This is a genomic window from Lacihabitans sp. LS3-19 (assembly GCF_024343575.1).
Classification (GTDB): Bacteria; Bacteroidota; Bacteroidia; order Cytophagales; family Spirosomataceae; genus Leadbetterella.
This window is the reverse complement of record NZ_RJUA01000120.1, coordinates 65052-84758: the sequence shown is the minus strand read 5'-3', so window position 1 is coordinate 84758 and position 19707 is coordinate 65052. Positions and strand designations below refer to the sequence as shown.

Genomic DNA, 19707 nt, shown 5'->3' with positions numbered 1-19707 from the left:
TTAAAGAATCATTTTTTCTATAGGAATAACCAAAATACCTTGTGCACCAGCATTTCGCAATGCCTCTATTTTTTCCCAAAATTCATTTTCTTCTAAAACCGAATGTACTGAACTCCAACCTTCTATTGCCAAAGGCATCACAGTTGGGCTTTTCATTCCAGCTATTATTTTTATGATATCGTCTAACTTATCATTTGGAGCATTTAGTAATATGTACTTATTGTCTTGAGCTTTTTGAACGGCATTTATTCTAAATAATATTTTCTCCAGAATTTGCTTGTTTGTATCGCTTAGATTAGTATTTCCAATTAAAACCGCCTCAGATTTGAATATTTTTTGAACTTCTTTTAAACCATTACTCAAAAGTGTGCTTCCAGAACTTACAATATCGCAAACTGCGTCAGCCAATCCTATAGAAGGAGCTATTTCTACAGAACCACTTATTTCATGGATATTTGCTTTGATTCCGTTTTCTTCCAAATATCTGCCTAAAAGCATCGGATAGGAAGTAGCAATACTTTTATTTTGAAGGGATTCTGGACCATTATAATTATCCTCTCTCGGAACAGCTATTGAAAGTCTACATTTAGAAAAACCTAATCTTTTGATAAGATTTACTTTTTTTGCAGATTCTACTAGTACATTTTCACCCACAATTCCTAAATCTGCCACGCCATCTTCTACGTATCCTGGAATATCATCATCTCTCAGAAACAGAAATTCAGCATTAAAATTCGAAGATAGCGACTTCAATCTTCCTTTTCCCATTTCTAACTTTATCCCGCATTCTTTGAATAATTCTAAAGAATCTTCACTCAATCTCCCCGATTTCTGTATCGCTATACGTATATTTTGCATTATTACTACCCACAATATTTGATTGGCACAAAATTAGCTCACTTTTTTTTAAGAAATTAACATTAAATGATAATATTTTTTCAATAAATTTTGAAAATTCAATTTCTATAATTAGTTTTATAAAAAAATGTTATCCTAATAAAACGTTTGCCCAATGAAAGATTATAATTTAAACTACAACAAAGCCAAAACACCTTCATCTGTTATTAATTTTAAATGGTTTAAAATTTTCAATTTACTATTTATAATAGCTTTGGTATTCTTAGGCCTAATTAATTTGTAAAAATAATTCTACTTACGCTTTTTTTTAATTATTTATAGATAAAGAAGTTCTATTTAGAAATTTCTTTACTTATTTTTGAATAAATAAAAAAAGAGATGAAGCTTATTTTTAAAATCATTTTCATTGTATTCTTTGCCAGTTATCATTCAAGTTTTGGTCAAAATAGATATTTTGTATATTTAAAAGACAAAAACAATTCGGCTTTTTCTATATCCTCTCCAGAAAAATTTCTCTCCCCTCGTTCCTTACAAAGAAGGCAAAAACAAAGCATTCCAATTATATCTAGAGATTTACCTGTAAACATTGGTTATATTTCTCAAATACAAGATGCTGGGGCAAAAGTAATCAGGACTTCAAAATGGTTAAATGCAGTATTGATAGAATCTTCGCCAGAAATATTGACAAAAGTTTCTAAACTAAATTTTGTAAAAAGTGTAGATGGAAACCAAGATATTAGGGGAGCGAGGACAAAAAACGCTGAAAATGTAAATCTCAGTCTTAAAAAACTAGGCTCCGAAGTCGATTATAGTTATGGTAATTCAATGAACCAAATTCAACAATTGGGAGCTGATGAAATGCATAAAGATAATTATACAGGTGTAGGAATTTTGGTTGCGGTTTTTGACGCCGGTTTTGACAAATTGCCAAGTTTAGCTGCATTTTCTCATTTATTTTCTGAAAAAAAAATAGTTAAAACTTTTGATTTCGTTGATAACGATACGACGGTTTATGAATCGCATTGGCATGGAACGGCGGCTCTGAGTTGCATAGCGGCAAAATTGCCTGGCCAAATGATTGGAACTGCCCCAGATGCAAGCATTGCACTATTCAAAACTGAGGATGTAAATACAGAAACAAGAATTGAGGAAGTGTATTGGTTGTTTGCGGCTGAAATGGCAGATAGCTTAGGCGTGGATGTAATTAATTCATCATTAGGTTATTATGAGTTTGACAATCCAGCAACTAACTATAAATTTGAAGATTTGAATGGTGATAAAACCATCAGTGCTCAGGCAGCCGATTTTGCTGTTGCAACCGGAATAATAGTCGTAAATTCGGCTGGAAATGAAGGAGGAAACGGCTGGAATCATTTAGTTACTCCTTCTGATGCTGATTCTGTTCTGACAATTGCAGCTGTAGATGCAAATGGTTTAATTGTTGGGTTTAGTTCTCCAGGTCCCAATGCCAAAGGAAATATTAAGCCAGAACTATCAGCGAAAGGTTCTCAAACATCAGTTATTGTTTCCAATCCAAATGCCTCAACTTCATCAGGAACCTCTTTTTCATCTCCTTTAATTGCTGGCTTTGCCGCAAGTTTTAAACAAGCTTTTCCTGATTATTCTGCTATGAAAATTAGGGATATTTTGATAAAATCCGCCAGTCAATATGAAACCCCGGACAACAGGATGGGTTATGGAATACCAAATTACAAGAAAGCTTACCAGATTGCTTTGGAAGTTCTTGCAATTGAAAATACCGACCTGGAAACTATAATTTACCCCAATCCAATCGAAGGAAATCAACTACTAAATATAAAAATTGGAGGGGATATTATTGACAATAATAAAGAAATTAGGGTTTTTGATTCTTTTGGAAGAATTATTAATCAAAAATATCAAACTTTAGCAGTTTTGAATCAAAATATTAATAATTTACCTTCTGGAGTTTACATAATTAAATTTAGAGATTCGAATCAGAATAAATCTTTAAAACTCATTAAAAACTAAGATTTGGACATAAAAAAAACCTCAATAATGAGGTTTTTCTATAAGGTTGAATTTCTACTTTGTCTGTTCTTTTTCAGCTTGCTCTTTTAAATGTTTGGTCATTTTTTGGCCAGCTTCTTCAAGTATCTCAATTATTTTTGGATCTTGCGTAGAGTCTTTAAGCATTTGAGACAAATTACCTACTACGTCGATTGCAAAGTGGTTCATTTCGTCAACCGGCATATCTTTTGTCCAAAGGTTTATTCCTAATAAACCTTTGTGATAGTGATCCCAAACACTAATTGAGATAGCTTTACTTTCGTTTATACCCTCATTTGGGTTTTCGGTAGCGTCCCAGAAAATTTTCTCTGGCACTCTGTTTTCATCCAATTCTATCGTGAAATTTATCTCCGATTTTGTCATTTTTTATTCTAAATTTTCTAATAATTAATTTTACTGGTTACTTCCAAAAACTCTTTTCAATAATTCTGAGGTTCTGGCCATAGGGTTTTCTCTGATTTTTGCCTCTTCGTCAGCTACTAAAATAAACAAACCATCTATAGCCTTTTGTGTTGCGTAGCCTTTTAAGTCTGGGTTTACTTTAGACGTGAAAGGTATTTTATTGTAAACATTGGCTATGTCAGTATAATATTTAGTTGCTTGAGTATTCTCTAGAGATTTAACCATAAAAGGTTCAAAAGCTTGAATCAACTGAGGGGAAGTGGTTCTTCTCAAAAACTGAGTTGCAGCATCTTTTTCCCCTCTTAAAATATTAATAGCATCTCTAATAGTCAATTGTTTAATAGCGGAAATAAATATCGGTTTTGCTTGCACTGCTGCATTTTCTGCACCTCTGTTTAATGCCAAAACAAATTTATCTACTTCGCCACCAAGTCCAATATTTCTTAAAGCGGTTTCAACTTTTTGAACTTCAGGAGGAAAAGGAATTCTGATTTTTGGATTTTTAAAGTACCCATCTAAAGCTGAAGCCTTATCAGCACCTAAATTGATACCCACAGATAACGCTTCTTTTAAGCCTTGCCCGATTTCGTCCTCTGTTAAAGGGGCGTTAGACAAAACAGAATTTACGACATTTCCGAAATTTATTTTTTGGCCGCAAGAAGTTAGTCCTAAAAAAATGATACTTGCTAATAATAAGTGTTTTTTCATATTTGTATTTTTTGAAAATTGGATTTGTCCTTTTATTTTGAGAAATTCGGACGTATTTCTATTAAAACGCAAATTTAGTGATTTTGTAACAGTTTATTATAAACATTTTTATTAATGAAAATAATTTATGCCGAGGTAATAACGATAGGCGACGAGATTTTATACGGTCAAATAACAGACACCAATACGCAATGGATGTCGGAAAATCTTGATCAAATAGGCATAAAGACTTTAAGGAAAACTTCAATTGGTGACGATAAATCTGAGATTTTAAATATCTTAAAAGAAAGTTTAGAAAGAGTAGATATTGTATTGATTACGGGAGGTTTAGGCCCGACAAAAGATGATATTACTAAAACAACTTTGGCGGACTTTTTTGATGATAGTTTAGTGATTAATTCTCAAGCGGAAAGTTTTATTAAAGATTTCTTCGAAAAAAGGGGCCGACCATTTACTGAATTAAACAGACAACAAGCCGCAATTCCATCGAAATGTACCTATTTGCATAACGCAACGGGCACCGCTCCAGGCATGTGGTTTAATAAAGATGGGAAGATTATAGTTTCTATGCCTGGTGTGCCAGTAGAAATGAAATATCTGATGACAAACGAGGTGATACCTCGGCTAAAAGCCCAATTTGAATTGCCTGAAATAGTGCATAAGGTAATAAGAACCATAGGTTTAGGGGAGTCATTTTTAGCTGAAAAAATCGAAAATTGGGAAGATAATTTACCAAGTCATATAAAATTGGCTTATTTACCAAATTTTGGCCAAGTGAAATTGCGATTAACTGGCATAGGAAATGACCGAGAAATTCTAAAAAATGAAATTGAAGTAGAAGTAGAAAAACTTGTTCTATTGATTGAACAATTTATTTACAGTACAGAAAATGAAGAGATTGAAGAAGCTATTGGAAATATTCTGAAACATAGAAATGAAACTGTAAGTGTAGCCGAAAGTTGCACTGGAGGTTATTTGTCTCATCTTTTTACATCTATTGCTGGCAGTTCAGCTTATTTTATGGGTGGTGTTGTTAGTTATTCTAATGAAGCAAAAATGGAGGTTTTAAAGGTAAAACAAGAAACATTGACTAAATTTGGGGCTGTAAGTGAGCAAACAATAATAGAAATGGCAGAAGGTGTCAGGAAATTATTAGGAACTACTTACGGAATTGCAACGAGTGGTATAGCAGGTCCGGACGGAGGAACTCCTGAAAAACCTGTGGGAACTGTCTGGATTGCAGTAAGTAACGAACAACAAACTATAACAAAAAAGCTTCAATTGGGCAAAATCAGAATGGTTAACATTCAGTATAGTGCAAAAGCAGCTTTGGATTTTTTAAGAATATTAACCAAGGGTAAGTAAATATTTTATGGCAAAAGTGGAGATATTAATGCCTAGTATGGGCGAAAGTATTTTTGAATGTACGGTTTTAAAATGGTTAGTAAACGAAGGAGCCCAGGTTCAGGTAGACGATATGATACTTGAAGTAGCAACTGATAAAATTGATACCGAAATTGGGTCTTCGCATACTGGAATTATAACCAAATTTTTAGTAAAGGAAGGAGATGTAGCCTTGATAGGAAATCCAATTTGCGAAATTGAAACAGATAGTGACGTTGTGATTCAAAAAGTTGGTGAGAAAACTGAAGAAGATTATGCCAATCATTTAGAAAAAAGCTTTGAGGAGATAGTTTCAATGCCGAATCTTCTTTCAAGTTCAGCTTCTCGTTTTTATTCTCCTTTGGTACTCAATATTGCCAAAAAAGAAAATATTTCTCAAGCTGAATTAGACAATATTAAAGGAACAGGTTTTGAAAAAAGAGTAACTAAGGACGATATTTTAGATTTTATTAATTCTAAAAACACCCCTAAAAAATTCTTATCTGAAACTCCCGTTATCCAGCATGTGGGTGAAGACCAAATTGTAGAAATGGATCGTATGCGTAAGATGATATCCAAACGCATGGTTGAATCTAAGGCTATATCACCTCATGTTACAGTTTTTATGGAAGCAGACATGACTTCTACTGTAAACTGGCGATTAAAAATAAAGGAGAGCTTTATTAAGGAATTCAAAGAGAATCTTACTTTCACGCCTATCTTGATAGAAGCTGTAGTTTCTGCATTAAAAAAATATCCTGGTATAAATATTCAAGTAGAAGGCGAAAATATTATTTATAAAAAAGATATTAATATTGGAATGGCAGTGGCTTTGCCAAGTGGAAATTTGATTGTGCCAGTAATTCATCAAGCCGATAAATATTCTTTGAGTCAATTGGCCGTTAAAGTCAATGATTTAGCCAAAAGAGCTAGAAATAATCAGTTGAAACCCGAAGAGTTATTAGGTGGAACTTATACCATTACGAATATTGGGACATTTGGGAATCTAGCCGGAACGCCCATCATTATGCAGCCTCAAGTGGGTATTATGGCATTTGGGGTAATTAGAAAAATGCCTGCGGTAATTGAAACCCCTGATGGTGACCTTTTAGGAATTCGCCAGAAAATGGTAATTTCTCATTCTTTTGACCATAGAGTCATCGACGGCTCTCTAGGAGGATTATTCGTAAAAGAAGTTACAGATTTTTTAGAAAACTTTGATACAAAAAGAGTCCTAAACTAATCACTATGCTTTTCAATTCATTTGAGTTTTTACTATTTTTTCCAATTGTAACCTTTCTATATTTTGTAATTCCTTACAAATTGAGATGGGCGTTACTTTTGGTTGCAAGTTGCGTTTTTTATGCTTTTTTTAAGTGGGAATATATATTCATTCTACTTTTTACTATAGTAATCGATTATTTTGCTGGTATTTGGATAGACCAAAGCCAGGGAGTTAAGCGAAAATGGGCTTTGGCTATAAGTTTGGTAGCTAATATCGGCGTTTTAGCTTTGTTTAAATATTATTACTTCATTTTAGCAAACGTAAATTCAGTTACTTTTAGAATTAACGGAACACATTATGACCCTTTATGGCATTTTATTCTTCCCATAGGTCTTTCTTTTCATACTTTTCAGGCCATGAGTTACACCATAGAAGTGTACCGAGGCAACCAAAAAGTGGAACGAAACTTTGGAATATATGCATTGTATGTAATGTTTTACCCACAGTTGGTTGCAGGACCAATTGAACGACCTCAAAATGTTCTATATCAGTTTTATGAAAAGCATGAATTTGATATTGAGCGTGTTAAGTCTGGCCTGAGACTTATACTTTGGGGAATGTTCAAAAAAGTAGTGATAGCTGATAATCTAAGTGTTTTTGTAGATAAAGTGTATGGGGATTTGGGTCAATATCAAGGAGCTCCTTTGCTTATTGCAACGCTATTTTATTCTATCCAAATCTATTGTGATTTTTCTGGATATTCTGATATTGCCTTAGGTACTGCACGTACAATGGGCTTTAAATTAATGAAAAACTTTGACAGACCCTATTATGCAAAAAGCATATCTGAGTTTTGGAAAAGATGGCATATATCGCTTTCAACATGGTTTAGAGACTATTTGTATATTCCATTGGGAGGTAATCGAGTGAGTACTTCACGAAAATATTTCAACTTGTTTTTTGTTTTTATGGTAAGTGGTTTGTGGCATGGTGCCAGTTGGAACTTTGTAATATGGGGAGCTTTGCATGGATTTTACCAGATTATTGGGCAGTTAACTAAAAATGCCCAACAAAGGTTTTTTGGACTGTTTGGAAATAAATTGAGCAACATCCTACAAAATATCATAACAGTAGCTTTGGTTGTTTTTGCTTGGATATTTTTTAGGGCAACTAAGTTTTCTGATGCCAAATATGTAATTATGAATATGTTTGCCAAAAGCAGCCATAGTTTCAAGCAAATTGTGGATTTAATTGGCCTCAAAGACCTTTTGGTTGTACTAGTTGGAATGGTAATTTTGGAAACAGTTCAATATATGCAAAACACCAAAGACATGGGAGTTTGGGTGGAATCCAGACCTAGGTGGCAACGATACGGAATGTACTATTTCTTTTTATTCTTTTTATTGACTTTCGGTTATTTTGGCGAAGTACAGTTTATCTATTTCCAGTTTTAATTCATGACAAACAATTTCAAAATATTCATAAAAAAACTTTTTTTGTTTGGTCTTCCAATCTGGATATTGGCTATTAGTTATTTTATTTTTGACCCATTCCATGTTTTATATAATTATGAAGACTACGGAAGTAATTTTTTGAAAACTTACAATAGAAACAGAATAAGTACGCAGACATTTTTAAATAATAATCCAAAATTCAATTTTAAATCATTCATTTTTGGAAGTTCTAGGTCAAGTGCATTTTTAACTGAAGATTTTGGCAAAAATATTAATGATGCAAACCCATATCATTTTGATTCTTTCAATGACAATATCTCGGGAATCGCTGAAAAATTAGCGTTTATCGAGAAAAATGGAAATCAAATAAAAAATGCCATTGTATTAATAGATAATGACACTTTTAGTGAAAAATTTGACAAATCTGAATCCATTGTACATTTGAAAGACTATAGGTGGGATGATTCAACCAATTTCTTTCAATATCATTTGATCTTTTTCAAGTCTTTTTTCAAAAAACAATATTTTGTTTCCTTTTTCGATTTGAAGATATTTAAAACTTTCAGGCCTTATATGGATGAGTTTTTTAAGTTTAAATATTTTTATACAACTCCCAATAACAACTTTCTCTTTCCAGAAAATATAGCAAAAATCAATGCTGATTCTTTAAACTATTATAAATCTGACGAGTTTCCTAAAAGAACAAATTCGCCAATAATGTTGGAAGCTTCCATAAAGAAATATCATATTGAGAATTTGAAAAAAATTGCTGAGATTTTTAAAAGAAACAAAACGGACTACAAGATTATTATTGCTCCGCTGTATGACCAAAGAGATTATAACGCTTTGGATTTAGAAATCCTGAATATATATTTCGGAAAAAATAGGGTTTATAATTATTCAGGAAAGAATAAATATACCAATTATTTAGGAAATTATTACGAAGGCTCGCATTTCAAACCTTCGGTGGGAAAACAAATTCTTGAAGAAATATATCAATAATTTGTAAAGGCAAACTGTACCAAATTTGCTCCCATTTTTAGAGCTTCTTGTCTTGTACTTTCCGGGTCATTGTAAATGGATTGATCTTCCCATCCATTTCCTAAATCACATTCAAAAGTAAAAAAACATACCAATTTACCTTCATGTATTATTCCAAAACCTTGAGGTGGTTTATTGTCATGTTCGTGAATTTTTGGTAAACCTTTGTTAAATTGATATTTCTGGTGATAAATTGGATGAGAAAATGGAATCTCAACAAAATCGTGTTCAGGAAAAACTTTTTTCATTTCTCTTCTTGCAAACTGGTTTAGGCCATAGTTGTCATCAATATGCAAAAAACCTCCTGCTATCAAATAATTCCTAAGATTTTTAGCTTCTTGTTCTGAGAAAGTCACATTTCCATGACCAGTCATGTGCACAAATGGATACTGAAATAGTTTTTTATCACCTGGCTCAATTATATCTTCTTCAGGAAATATATTGGTCTTTAGGTTTTTATTACAAAAATTAATAAGATTAGGCAAAGAAGTTTTATTGGCATACCAATCTCCTCCTCCATTGTATTTCAACTTCGCAATTTTCAATGTGTACATTTGAGAAAATGCAAAATTGAAAGTAAATAAAGCTAAAAATGCGAATACTAATTTTCTCATAATTTTAAATTCAGGATACTTGCTGCCAATACTCCAGCTGTTTCTGTTCTTAATCTATTTTGTCCCAAAGTTATATTTTTAAAACCACTTTCTTTCGCCATTTGTATTTCAGATGTTGAAAAATCTCCTTCTGGTCCTATCAAAACCAATATTTTGTCTTTTATATCAAGTGAAATAATATCTTCTGCGTCATTTGCTAAATGAGCAATCACTTTTTGTTCAAATTCAGAATGTTTTTTCAAAAAATCAGAAAATAAAATTAATTCACTTAAAAAAGGCAAATAGGCTTTCAAAGATTGTTTCATCGCCGAAATGGCTATTTTTCGGAATCGCTCATTATTTATTTTCTTTGGATACGTATTTTGCGTTTTTAGGAAGAAAATTCCACTAACACCAATTTCAATAGACTTTTCAATAAAATATTCGATTCTATCTGCATTTTTTGTAGGACAAATAGCGATGTAGATTTCCCTTTTTGCTTTGTTATATTCTTTCTGTTCTTCTAATATCTCAAACTTGCAAGCTTTGGGATTAGGGTCTGATACAGCACATCTGTACCAGCCCCCTACTCCATCCGTTATTTGAATAATATCTCCCTGTTTTTTGCGAAGAACTTTAGCCACATGCATTGAGTCAGCCAAATCTAAACATCTATTCTTCTCAATATCAGGACAATAAAACAGAAAATCAATCTTCGTCTTCGAAACCATGCTTAAAGCTGTAGAGCGTCTTGTCTAATTTTACTGTTCCAGCATTGAAATTTTTAATGAAATCCTCAATTACCTCAACAGTAATTTCTTCAACATTCAATGCAATATCAAGCCCGATTCCATATTCAAAATCCAATTCTATCTCCACAAATTCTGAAACTTTTATAGTTTCTTCGTCTTCCATTTCCTCTATGAGCTCTTCTATCATTTGCTCAGCTTCTTCGTTTACTTTTACGCCTTCTACCCTTTCTTCAAACGGCACAAAATCCTTGTAAATTTTAACTACTTTTTTCTCAGCTTCTTCATAAAGTAAACTACTATGGTGAAGAGACAAGGTACTCAAAAGTGCATCATAAATCACTTCTTTTCCTTCGTGCATGCCCACAAACTGGAAATGTGCGAACTCGCTTTCATCATCAAAATCCTCCTCATCTTCTACCAGCACAAAACTCTGACCTTCATCTTCGCATTCCGCTTTCAATTGGTCAATCTCTTCTTGTTTAAAACCGTCGTTCATCATCATCATCTTATATATAAAAGTTCCCTATATTTGGTTAATGGCCAATCCTCATCGTCAATGATGAGCTCTAATTTATCAACACTTTTTCGAATTATATCAAAATATGTCTTGACATCGTTTGAATACATTTTTGCTCTTTCGGTAAGCTCTTCCGTATTATTCGCTTTCTTACGAGCATCCGTCATATCTTTAACATTTTTTGATATCACGTTTACATGTTTCGAAATATCTTTAATAATAGAAACAATCGGCTCAGCTTCATCTTTCATGTCCAAATCTATCAAAGCTTTTGCGGTTTGAACCAATCTGGTTTGATATTTAATTGCAGTAGAAACTACATGATTTTGAGCTAAATCTCCTATTACACGAGACTCAATCTGAATTTTCTTGATGTAATTCTCCAATCTAATTTCATAGCGTGCATGAAGTTCTCGTTGAGTCAACACCTTCATGGACTCAAAAAGTTCGATTGTTTGTTCAGAAATATAAGCTTTTAAGGCATCTGGTACATCTTTAATATTTGACAATCCTCTCTTTGCAGCTTCATCTTCCCATTCTTTAGAATAGCCATTGCCTTCAAACAAAATATCCTTTGATTCTTTGATGTATTTTTTCAGAATTTTCAAGATAATGCCTTCTTTTTTAGAAGGATCTCTTTCTCTTTCTAAATCATATTCTTTTCTGAAAGCTTCTAATTGCTTAGCTACAATGGTATTCAAAACCATCATTGGAGTAGCCGAATTAGCTGAGGACCCAACCGCTCTAAATTCGAATTTATTTCCTGTAAAAGCAAAAGGTGAAGTTCTGTTTCTGTCTGTGTTGTCAAGCAAAACAGAAGGAATTCTATTTAAACCTAATTTTATATAGGCATTTTCACCTTTTTCAATTTCAATTATTTCTTTGTTTTCAATATCCTCAAGTACCTTGGTCATTTGAGTGCCTAAAAATACTGAAATGATTGCAGGTGGAGCCTCATTTGCCCCAAGTCTATGTTCGTTTCCTGCAGTGGCCACAGTGGCTCTAAGCATGTCTGCATTCTCGTAAACTGCCTTTACGATGTTTACCAAAAATGTAACAAAACGCAAACTTTCTTTAGGTTTTGTACTTGGTCCCAATAGATTTACTCCTGTGTCTGTTTTAATAGACCAGTTATTGTGTTTTCCGCTTCCGTTTATGCCTGCGAATGGTTTTTCATGAAAAAGAACTTCGAAATTATGTTTCATGGCCGTTTTTTTCATTATATCCATCAAAAGAATATTATGATCGCAAGCCAAGTTTATTTCCTCAAATGTCGGTGCTACTTCAAATTGACCTGGAGCCACTTCATTATGACGGGTTCTTACTGGTATTCCAATTTTCAAAGCTTCAATCTCAAAATCCACCATAAAGGCATTGATTCTTGGTGGAATCGACCCAAAGTAATGGTCTTCAAGCTGTTGACCCTTGGCAGGCGAATGACCAAATACTGATCTCCCGCACATTATCAAATCAGGGCGAGAAGAATAAAGTGCTTTATCTACCAAGAAATACTCTTGTTCAATACCACAAGTTGCTGTTACTTTTTCAACATTTCTGTCAAAAATATTGGCAACTGCAGTTGCTGCTTTGTCTAAAACAATCGTAGAGTTTAACAATGGCGTTTTAGCATCTAAAAGCTCTCCTGTGTATGAAAAATAGATGCTAGGAATACATAAAGTACCCGTACCAGAACTATTGTAGCTTATAAATGCTGGTGAGTTAGGGTCCCAAACGGTATATCCTCTGGCCTCAAAAGTCTCTCTGATTCCCCCGTTTGGAAGAGACGAAGCATCTGATTCTTGCTGAACCAATGCACTACCCTTGAATTTCTCGATGGCGTGACCGTCAAACGAAATATCAAAAAAAGCATCATGTTTTTCGGCAGTTCCGCCGGTCAATGGTTGGAACCAGTGGGTATAGTGCGTGGCACCTTTTGAAATGGCCCATGATTTCATAGCCGAAGCTACTTCGTCTGCCACATTGCCTTCAATATTATCTCCAGTCCTTATAGCGTTTGAAACTTTTTTATAGGCATCTGGTGAAAGTAGGGTTTTCATAGCCTCGTCTGTAAAGGTGTGAATGCCATAAAAATCAGTTACTTTGCCTTCCGGAATGTTGATTTTTGGAATCGTGCGATTTTGTGCTACATCAATCGCTTTCCATCTAAGTTCGGACATATTTTAAGAAAAATGGTTTGTTGTAATTATATTTGAGGCAAAATAAGCATTTGTTTTTTTCTTTTTAAATTAAATCGTAAAATATATGAGAGAAAGGTTAAGGTTCATGTTAATATATTTTTCTTTTTGGACCATTTATTTTTTGGCAGCCAGGATAATTTTTCTTTCCTATCATATAGAAGATTCAAAAAACCTTACCCTTGAGACTGTTTTTGGGATTTTTTGGCATGGATTCAAAATGGATTTGTCTATGGCTGGCTACCTGTGTATATTTCCTTTTTTATGGGTTACTTTTTCAAATTTCATTAATAAAAGTCTATTTCAAAACACCATTTTTTCATACACTTTTATATTAACAATGATCATAACTTTAATAATCGTTGTCGATTTAGAAGTTTATAATATTTGGTCTTTTAGATTAGACGCAACCCCTTTAGCCTATCTTAAAACACCAAAAGAAGCTTGGGCTTCTGTGAAAAGTTCTCCTGTTATACCATTGTTGATAAGTTTTATTCTATTACTAATTGTTGCCAGTTACATTGTTTACAGAATAATTGCTAATAAAATCTATGATTGGAAGTATATCAAAAACTTTCCATTTTTAATTTATGGTCTACTAATGGTAGCAGTATTAATTATTCCAATTCGAGGCGGATTTGGGATAGCTCCTATGAACCACAGTTCAGTTTATTTTTCGAAGAATAATTTTGCCAATATTTCGGCATTAAATTCCCCTTGGAATTTCTTTAGCTCTTTACTTCACAATTCTTCAAACAAAGTCAATCCTTATACCTATCTTCCAAAAGATGATTTAGACAAAACAGTTGAAAATCTATATAAAAGTGAATTGCCAAAGAAATATGTCCTTAACAATCCAAAGCCTAATGTTTTAATAATTATATGGGAAAGTTTCACTAAAAAAGCTGTGGATCAGAATCACAATAATGTAGAAATTACTCCTTATTTTAATAAATTAAAGAATGAAGGGATTTATTTTTCTAACCTCTATGCTATGGGTGATAGAACAGATAAAGCCATAACGAGCATATTAAGTGGATATCCAACTCAACCGACTGAATCAATTATTAAATTACCTACCAAATCAGCTTCATTGCCTGTCTTGAGTAGAACCTTCAGCGAAAATGGATTTTCTACTCAATTTTATTATGGTGGTGATACGGATTTTGCAAATATCAAATCTTACCTTTTTTCTTCAAATTATGAGAAAATAGTAGATATGAATGATTTTCCAGATGAATTGGTAACTTCAAAATGGGGTGTACATGATGAATTTATTTTTGATAAATTTTTAGAAGATCATAAAGGCAGTTCTCAAAAACCGTTCTTTGCAACACTATTAACATTAAGTAGTCACGAACCTTTCGAAACTCCAAGAGAAACTAAAATAACGGGTCAAAACACTGTAGATTTATATTTAAACTCTCTGAATTATTCAGACGAAAGTTTTGGAAAGTTTATAGAAAAAGCTAAAACTACAGATTGGTGGAAAAATACCTTAATTATAGTTGTAGGCGATCATGGGCACAAATTGCCAGAAACCGGTAAGAGACTGGATAATTTTAAAATACCGATGCTTTGGACAGGCGGAGCAGTAAAAAACAATTTCGTTTATGAAGCTATTTCATCGCAAATCGATATTCCTTCTTCACTACTTGGTCAATTAAAAATCAATGCAGCTGATTTTGTCTGGAGCAAAGATTTGTTTAAAACCAATGTGAAACCTTGGGCATTTTTTGTTTTCAATAATGGTTTTGGTTATGTGAAGCCTAACAAAGAAATATTATTTGATAATGTTGGCAAACAATTAATGTTGCATTCTGAATTAGAAAAAACGAGTGATTTAATGGAAGGAAAAGCCTTACAACAGAAGTCATATCAAGATTTTCTAAATCGTTGAAGTTTTCCATATTATAATAAGGTTGTTTTTGAATAAAGAATAAAAATTAATTTGAAGCCTTTTATGAATGAGGTTGAAAAGTTTAATTATTTCCAAAAACTAGTTTAAAAATCAACTTATTTCAATTAAAAAATAGAAAATTCTTAAAATACTACTTAAAAATCAAGCTTTTTGGCTTACAAAAAGTATTTATTTTCGAAAAAATAGTTGAAATACTAATTTTCAAAATTTCAAATCTTAATATTTCTATAAATAGTTGTATTTTTCGAATAAAATAGAATAAAACGGTCATTTTTTTTTCAAAAGAGAAATAATATTTTGGATATCCTGATATATTTGTAACATAATTCTTTAAGAAAAACAGAATCAATAAAAAATTACTACAAAAAATGGCAAAAGCGAAATTAGAGTACATTTGGCTAGACGGTTACAAACCAACTCAAAGCCTAAGAAGCAAAACCAAAATAGAAAACGATTTCTCTGGAAAATTAGAAGACTGTGATATGTGGTCTTTTGATGGTTCATCTACTGAGCAAGCTCCAGGTGGCTCATCTGACTGTCAGTTGAAGCCAGTTTATATCTGTAAAGATCCTGAGCGTTCTTTATTAGGTACACCTGCTTATTTAGTAATGTGTGAAGTTTTAGATTCTAATGGAGATCCTCATGAATCAAATGGCCGTGCTACTATTGAAGATGATGACAATGATTTCTGGTTTGGATTCGAACAAGAGTATTTCTTATATGATTGTGATACAAATTTACCATTAGGATTCCCAGAAAACGGTTATCCTCGTCCTCAAGGACCATACTACTGCTCAGTTGGAGCAAAAAATGCCTACGGTCGTCATATTATCGAAGAGCATTTAGAGTGGTGTCTTCAAGCTGGATTGAACGTTGAAGGTATCAATGCTGAAGTTGCTGCAGGACAGTGGGAATTCCAATGTTTTGCGAAAGGTGCAGCTCAAGCTGGAGACGAAATCTGGGTAGCTAGATATTTATTAGAAAGAACTTGTGAGAAATATAACGTTTGGGTGAACTATCACTGTAAGCCACTTGGCGACACAGACTGGAATGGATCTGGTATGCATGCTAACTTCTCAAATACAGCCCTTAGAACTGCTGGAAACAAAGAAGTTTATGATATTATCTGTCAATCATTTGCTCCTTTTGTAAAAGAACACATTGCAGTTTATGGTGCTGATAATCACTTAAGATTAACTGGAAAACATGAAACTCAATCTATCGACCAATTCTCTTATGGAGTTTCTGACCGTGGAGCTTCTATTCGAATTCCAATCGCTGCAGTGCAGAAAGGATGGAAAGGATGGTTAGAAGATCGTCGTCCAAACTCTGCAGCTGATCCTTACAAAGTAGCTGCTAGAATTATCAAAACTGTAAAAACTGCTAAATTATAATTTAGAGTACTTTAGCTATACTATACAAAGCCCCCAAAACTTTTGTTCTGGGGGCTTTTTGTTTGTAATTTTGTGAAATTTTTCTTCAAAATCTCATTTTTTACTTTTTGCTAATTAAAGTCTAAGTAGCGAAAGGTGTTTTAATATGAAAAAAGTCGCTTTTTATACTTTAGGTTGCAAACTTAATTTCTCCGAAACTTCTACTATTTCTCGAACTTTTGAGGAGAAGGGATTTCGTAAAGTTGGGTTTCAAGATACGCCAGACGTGTTTATTATTAACACTTGTTCAGTTACAGAAAATGCTGATAAAAAGTGTAAAAAAATCGTAAAAGAAGCACAAAAAATTAACCCAAACGGTTATGTGGCAATAATAGGTTGTTACGCCCAACTTAAACCACAAGAAATAGCAGAAATAGAAGGTGTGGATGCAGTTTTGGGTGCTGCTGAAAAATTTAGACTTCATGAGATTATTGGGACTTTTGAGAAACAAGCCTCTCATGTCTTTCCTCAAAATAAAGTTTTTGCCACTTCAATAAACGTTGATTTAGATTATCATACTTCTTTTTCTTTAAATGATCGTACTCGGACTTTCCTGAAAGTGCAGGATGGATGCGATTACCCCTGCTCCTACTGCACCATACCATTGGCAAGAGGAGCCAGTCGGTCTGACACTATCGAAAATATCGTTAAAGCTGCAAATGAAATTGCTGCAAATGATGTAAAAGAAATCGTATTGACAGGTGTAAATATTGGTGATTTCGGACTTATAAAAGGCCAAAGAAAGGAGACTTTTTTGGATTTATTAAAAGCATTGGATAATGTGGAAGGTATTGAAAGGTTCAGGATATCTAGCATAGAACCTAATTTGCTTACTAACGAAATTATTGAGTTCGTGTCAACTTCTAAGCGATTTGTTCCTCATTTTCATATTCCGTTGCAGTCTGGCTCAAATAAGGTCTTAGGATTGATGAAAAGACGCTATAAAAGAGAATTGTACCAAGAAAGAGTCAGTAAGATAAAAGAAATAATGCCTGACTGTTGTATAGGTGTTGATGTTATAGTTGGTCATCCTGGTGAAACTGATGATGAGTTTTTGACAACCTATAATTTCTTAAATGAACTTGATATTAGCTATTTGCATGTTTTTACATATTCTGAAAGAGAAAATACAGAAGCTTTAAAAATTAGGCCAATTGTAGCTCAGAACAAAAGGGCAGAACGATCGAGAATGCTTCACATATTATCAGAGAAAAAACGAAGAGCCTTTTATGAGCAGAATTTAGAAAAAACTGGCTTAGTTCTTTTCGAATCAGAAGAAAATGAAGGCTTTATGAACGGTTTTACTGAAAATTATATAAAAGTGGTAGCTAAATACGATCCACTATTGATAAATGACATGAAAACAGTGAGGCTAATAAATATCAATTCAGATATGCAGGTTGAAATAGAAGAAATCGAAACTTTTGAACACCACCAATAAGATGGATATCAGATTTGCTTATTTAATTAAAACTAAAAAACCTCAGCTTTCGCTGAGGTTTTTGTAATTATAGGTTTAGGTCATTTAGATGTTATTATAAATAGTCTCACCATGCTCATAAATATCAAGTCCTTCTTCTTGAACTCTATCGGATTCTCTTAAGCCAATAGTCAATTGAACTGCTTTGAATAATACAAAAGAAGTTACAACAACCCAGCCCATTGTAGAGAATACACCGATTGCTTGAACTCCCAACTGAGCAAATCCGCCACCATTGATTAAACCACCTTCTGTTGCGAAAACTCCAACTAAAAGTGTTCCTAATGCACCACAAACTCCATGTACTGAAATTGCTCCAACAGGATCATCAATTTTTAAGAATTTCTCAATAAATTCTAAAGCGAAAACTAAAACAACACCACAAATTACACCTATGATAACGGCACTGCCTGCAGAAACTGCTGCACAACCAGCAGTAATTCCAACAAGTCCAGCCAACGCACCGTTTAGAGTAACTGAAAGTGATGGTTTTTTGTATCTAAACCAAGAGATTATCATTGAAGCAACAGCACCTGCTGCTGCAGCAAGATTTGTTGTAACAAAAATATGAGAAACAGCAATTGCATTATCTTTACCTACGGCTGCTAATTGAGATCCTGGATTAAATCCAAACCAGCCTAACCAAAGAATGAATACCCCTAAAGTTCCCAAAACTAAATTATGGCCAGGAATAGCTACAGGCTTTCCTTTTATAAATTTACCAACTCTTGGGCCAACTAAGTAAGCACCTACAAGTGCAGCCCAACCACCCACTGAGTGTACAACAGTCGATCCAGCAAAGTCAATAAATCCCATTTCTGATAACCATCCACCACCCCAAGTCCAGTGTCCTGAAACTGGGTAGATTATTAAAGTAATAAATACACTGTATACTAGATATGCCGCAAATTTTGTTCTTTCTGCCATAGCTCCAGAAACTATAGTTGCGGCTGTTGCTGCAAATACTGTTTGGAACATAAGTGTAGTATAAGGAGGAAGCCCATCCATTGTATCATCACCAAAAAACAAGGTCACTTTGCCCATCATACCTGACATATCCTCTCCAAACATGATACTGTAGCCTATAAACCAGAAAGCTAATGAGCCAACAGCATAGTCCAGCAAGTTTTTCATTAAAATATTAGCTCCATTTTTTGCTCTTGTAAAGCCCACCTCAACTAAAGCGAAACCCGCTTGCATAAACATAACCAAACAGGTGGCTATTAATACCCACAAACTGTTAATAGAATTGGTTATTTCTGTTATCGATGTCGAAATTTCTTCCATATTGTTATAATTTTCTTTGGTTTAATTATTAATTTATTAGTTAAGAGCAGCAGCTCCTTCTTCAGATGTTCTTATTTTAATTGCTTTTTCAACATCTGAAATGAATATTTTTCCATCTCCGATTTCTCCTGTGTGACCAGCTGAAATTATTGACTTAATTGCTTTATCAACATTTTGATCTTGACAATAGAAACTAATTAATATTCTCTCAATTATGCTGGTGTTGTAAAGCATGCCATGGTATGAACGCTCTTCTACAACTTTACCTTGACCTCTCACTTCCCAATAAGTTAAGAAGTCGATTCCTCCTTCATGCAGTGCTTCTTGAACCGCATTAAACTTGGATTTTCTAATAATTGCTTCAACTCTTTTCATAAAAAATAAATCTTTGTTTAAAAGGTAAATAATA

At 33.4% G+C, this 19707-nt stretch carries 17 protein-coding genes; 8 read left to right on the top strand and 9 right to left on the bottom strand.

Annotated elements, in window-relative coordinates:
- Positions 1-858 (bottom strand): ATP phosphoribosyltransferase, encoded by an 858-nt coding sequence (gene hisG / locus EGI22_RS17965; RefSeq protein ID WP_255069822.1) that lies wholly within the window; start codon positions 856-858, stop codon positions 1-3.
- A gap of 378 nt (positions 859-1236) precedes the next feature.
- Between hisG and EGI22_RS17960 the strand changes: the two genes are divergently transcribed.
- Entirely contained in the window at positions 1237-2868 is a 1632-nt protein-coding gene (locus EGI22_RS17960; RefSeq protein ID WP_255069821.1) for a S8 family peptidase, read from the top strand.
- A 54-nt stretch (positions 2869-2922) separates the two neighbouring features.
- Here EGI22_RS17960 and gldC read toward each other — a convergent pair whose 3' ends face one another.
- Entirely contained in the window at positions 2923-3270 is a 348-nt protein-coding gene (gldC, locus tag EGI22_RS17955; RefSeq protein WP_255069820.1) for a gliding motility protein GldC, read from the bottom strand.
- A gap of 30 nt (positions 3271-3300) precedes the next feature.
- Positions 3301-4017, bottom strand: coding sequence for a DUF4197 domain-containing protein (locus EGI22_RS17950; RefSeq protein ID WP_255069819.1), 717 nt, complete (start codon positions 4015-4017; stop codon positions 3301-3303).
- 114 nt (positions 4018-4131) lie between these two features.
- Here EGI22_RS17950 and EGI22_RS17945 point away from each other — a divergent pair, with 114 nt between their 5' ends.
- From EGI22_RS17945 to EGI22_RS17930, 4 genes are read left to right on the top strand one after another with little or no spacing between them, the layout of a single operon-like run.
- Positions 4132-5382, top strand: coding sequence for a competence/damage-inducible protein A (locus EGI22_RS17945; RefSeq protein WP_255069818.1), 1251 nt, complete (start codon positions 4132-4134; stop codon positions 5380-5382).
- A 7-nt stretch (positions 5383-5389) separates the two neighbouring features.
- Positions 5390-6643: a dihydrolipoamide acetyltransferase family protein gene (locus tag EGI22_RS17940; RefSeq protein ID WP_255069817.1), complete on the top strand. Its 1254-nt coding sequence runs from the start codon at positions 5390-5392 to the stop codon at positions 6641-6643.
- Positions 6644-6648: 5 nt separating this feature from the next.
- Positions 6649-8079: an MBOAT family protein gene (locus EGI22_RS17935; RefSeq protein ID WP_255069816.1), complete on the top strand. Its 1431-nt coding sequence runs from the start codon at positions 6649-6651 to the stop codon at positions 8077-8079.
- A 3-nt stretch (positions 8080-8082) separates the two neighbouring features.
- Positions 8083-9081: a hypothetical protein gene (locus EGI22_RS17930; RefSeq protein WP_255069815.1), complete on the top strand. Its 999-nt coding sequence runs from the start codon at positions 8083-8085 to the stop codon at positions 9079-9081.
- Here EGI22_RS17930 and EGI22_RS17925 read toward each other — a convergent pair.
- From EGI22_RS17925 to EGI22_RS17910, 4 genes are read right to left on the bottom strand one after another with little or no spacing between them, the layout of a single operon-like run.
- Positions 9075-9734, bottom strand: coding sequence for a DUF4159 domain-containing protein (locus EGI22_RS17925; protein ID WP_255069814.1), 660 nt, complete (start codon positions 9732-9734; stop codon positions 9075-9077). The genes EGI22_RS17930 and EGI22_RS17925 overlap by 7 nt on opposite strands.
- The gene (locus EGI22_RS17920) at positions 9731-10444 is read right to left on the bottom strand and encodes a 16S rRNA (uracil(1498)-N(3))-methyltransferase (RefSeq protein WP_255069813.1); all 714 of its coding nucleotides are present in this window, start codon (positions 10442-10444) and stop codon (positions 9731-9733) included. Before EGI22_RS17920 ends, EGI22_RS17925 begins: the two co-directional genes overlap by 4 nt.
- A complete protein-coding gene (locus EGI22_RS17915) occupies positions 10422-10970 on the bottom strand; it encodes a hypothetical protein (protein WP_310588186.1) in 549 nt (182 codons plus the stop codon). The genes EGI22_RS17920 and EGI22_RS17915 overlap by 23 nt, the downstream gene beginning before the upstream one ends.
- On the bottom strand, positions 10967-13159 hold the full coding sequence (locus tag EGI22_RS17910; RefSeq protein ID WP_255069812.1) for a glutamine synthetase III: 2193 nt from the start codon (positions 13157-13159) through the stop codon (positions 10967-10969). The genes EGI22_RS17915 and EGI22_RS17910 overlap by 4 nt, the downstream gene beginning before the upstream one ends.
- Positions 13160-13517: 358 nt before the next feature.
- Here EGI22_RS17910 and EGI22_RS17905 point away from each other — a divergent pair, with 358 nt between their 5' ends.
- The 3 genes from EGI22_RS17905 to mtaB all read left to right on the top strand — a co-directional run bounded on the left by EGI22_RS17905 (position 13518) and on the right by mtaB (position 17972).
- Positions 13518-15077 (top strand): LTA synthase family protein, encoded by a 1560-nt coding sequence (locus EGI22_RS17905; protein WP_255069811.1) that lies wholly within the window; start codon positions 13518-13520, stop codon positions 15075-15077.
- Between the two features lie 389 nt (positions 15078-15466).
- Positions 15467-16492 carry a glutamine synthetase beta-grasp domain-containing protein gene (locus EGI22_RS17900; protein WP_255069809.1) on the top strand — a complete coding sequence of 342 codons (1026 nt, stop codon included), beginning with the start codon at positions 15467-15469 and terminating at the stop codon, positions 16490-16492.
- Positions 16493-16637: 145 nt separating this feature from the next.
- Positions 16638-17972, top strand: coding sequence for a tRNA (N(6)-L-threonylcarbamoyladenosine(37)-C(2))-methylthiotransferase MtaB (gene mtaB, locus EGI22_RS17895; protein ID WP_255069808.1), 1335 nt, complete (start codon positions 16638-16640; stop codon positions 17970-17972).
- An 84-nt stretch (positions 17973-18056) separates the two neighbouring features.
- Here the strand turns inward: mtaB and EGI22_RS17890 are convergent, their stop codons facing one another.
- Positions 18057-19298 carry an ammonium transporter gene (locus tag EGI22_RS17890; RefSeq protein ID WP_255069807.1) on the bottom strand — a complete coding sequence of 414 codons (1242 nt, stop codon included), beginning with the start codon at positions 19296-19298 and terminating at the stop codon, positions 18057-18059.
- 36 nt (positions 19299-19334) lie between these two features.
- On the bottom strand, positions 19335-19673 hold the full coding sequence (locus tag EGI22_RS17885; protein ID WP_255069806.1) for a P-II family nitrogen regulator: 339 nt from the start codon (positions 19671-19673) through the stop codon (positions 19335-19337).
- Positions 19674-19707: the final 34 nt, after the last annotated feature.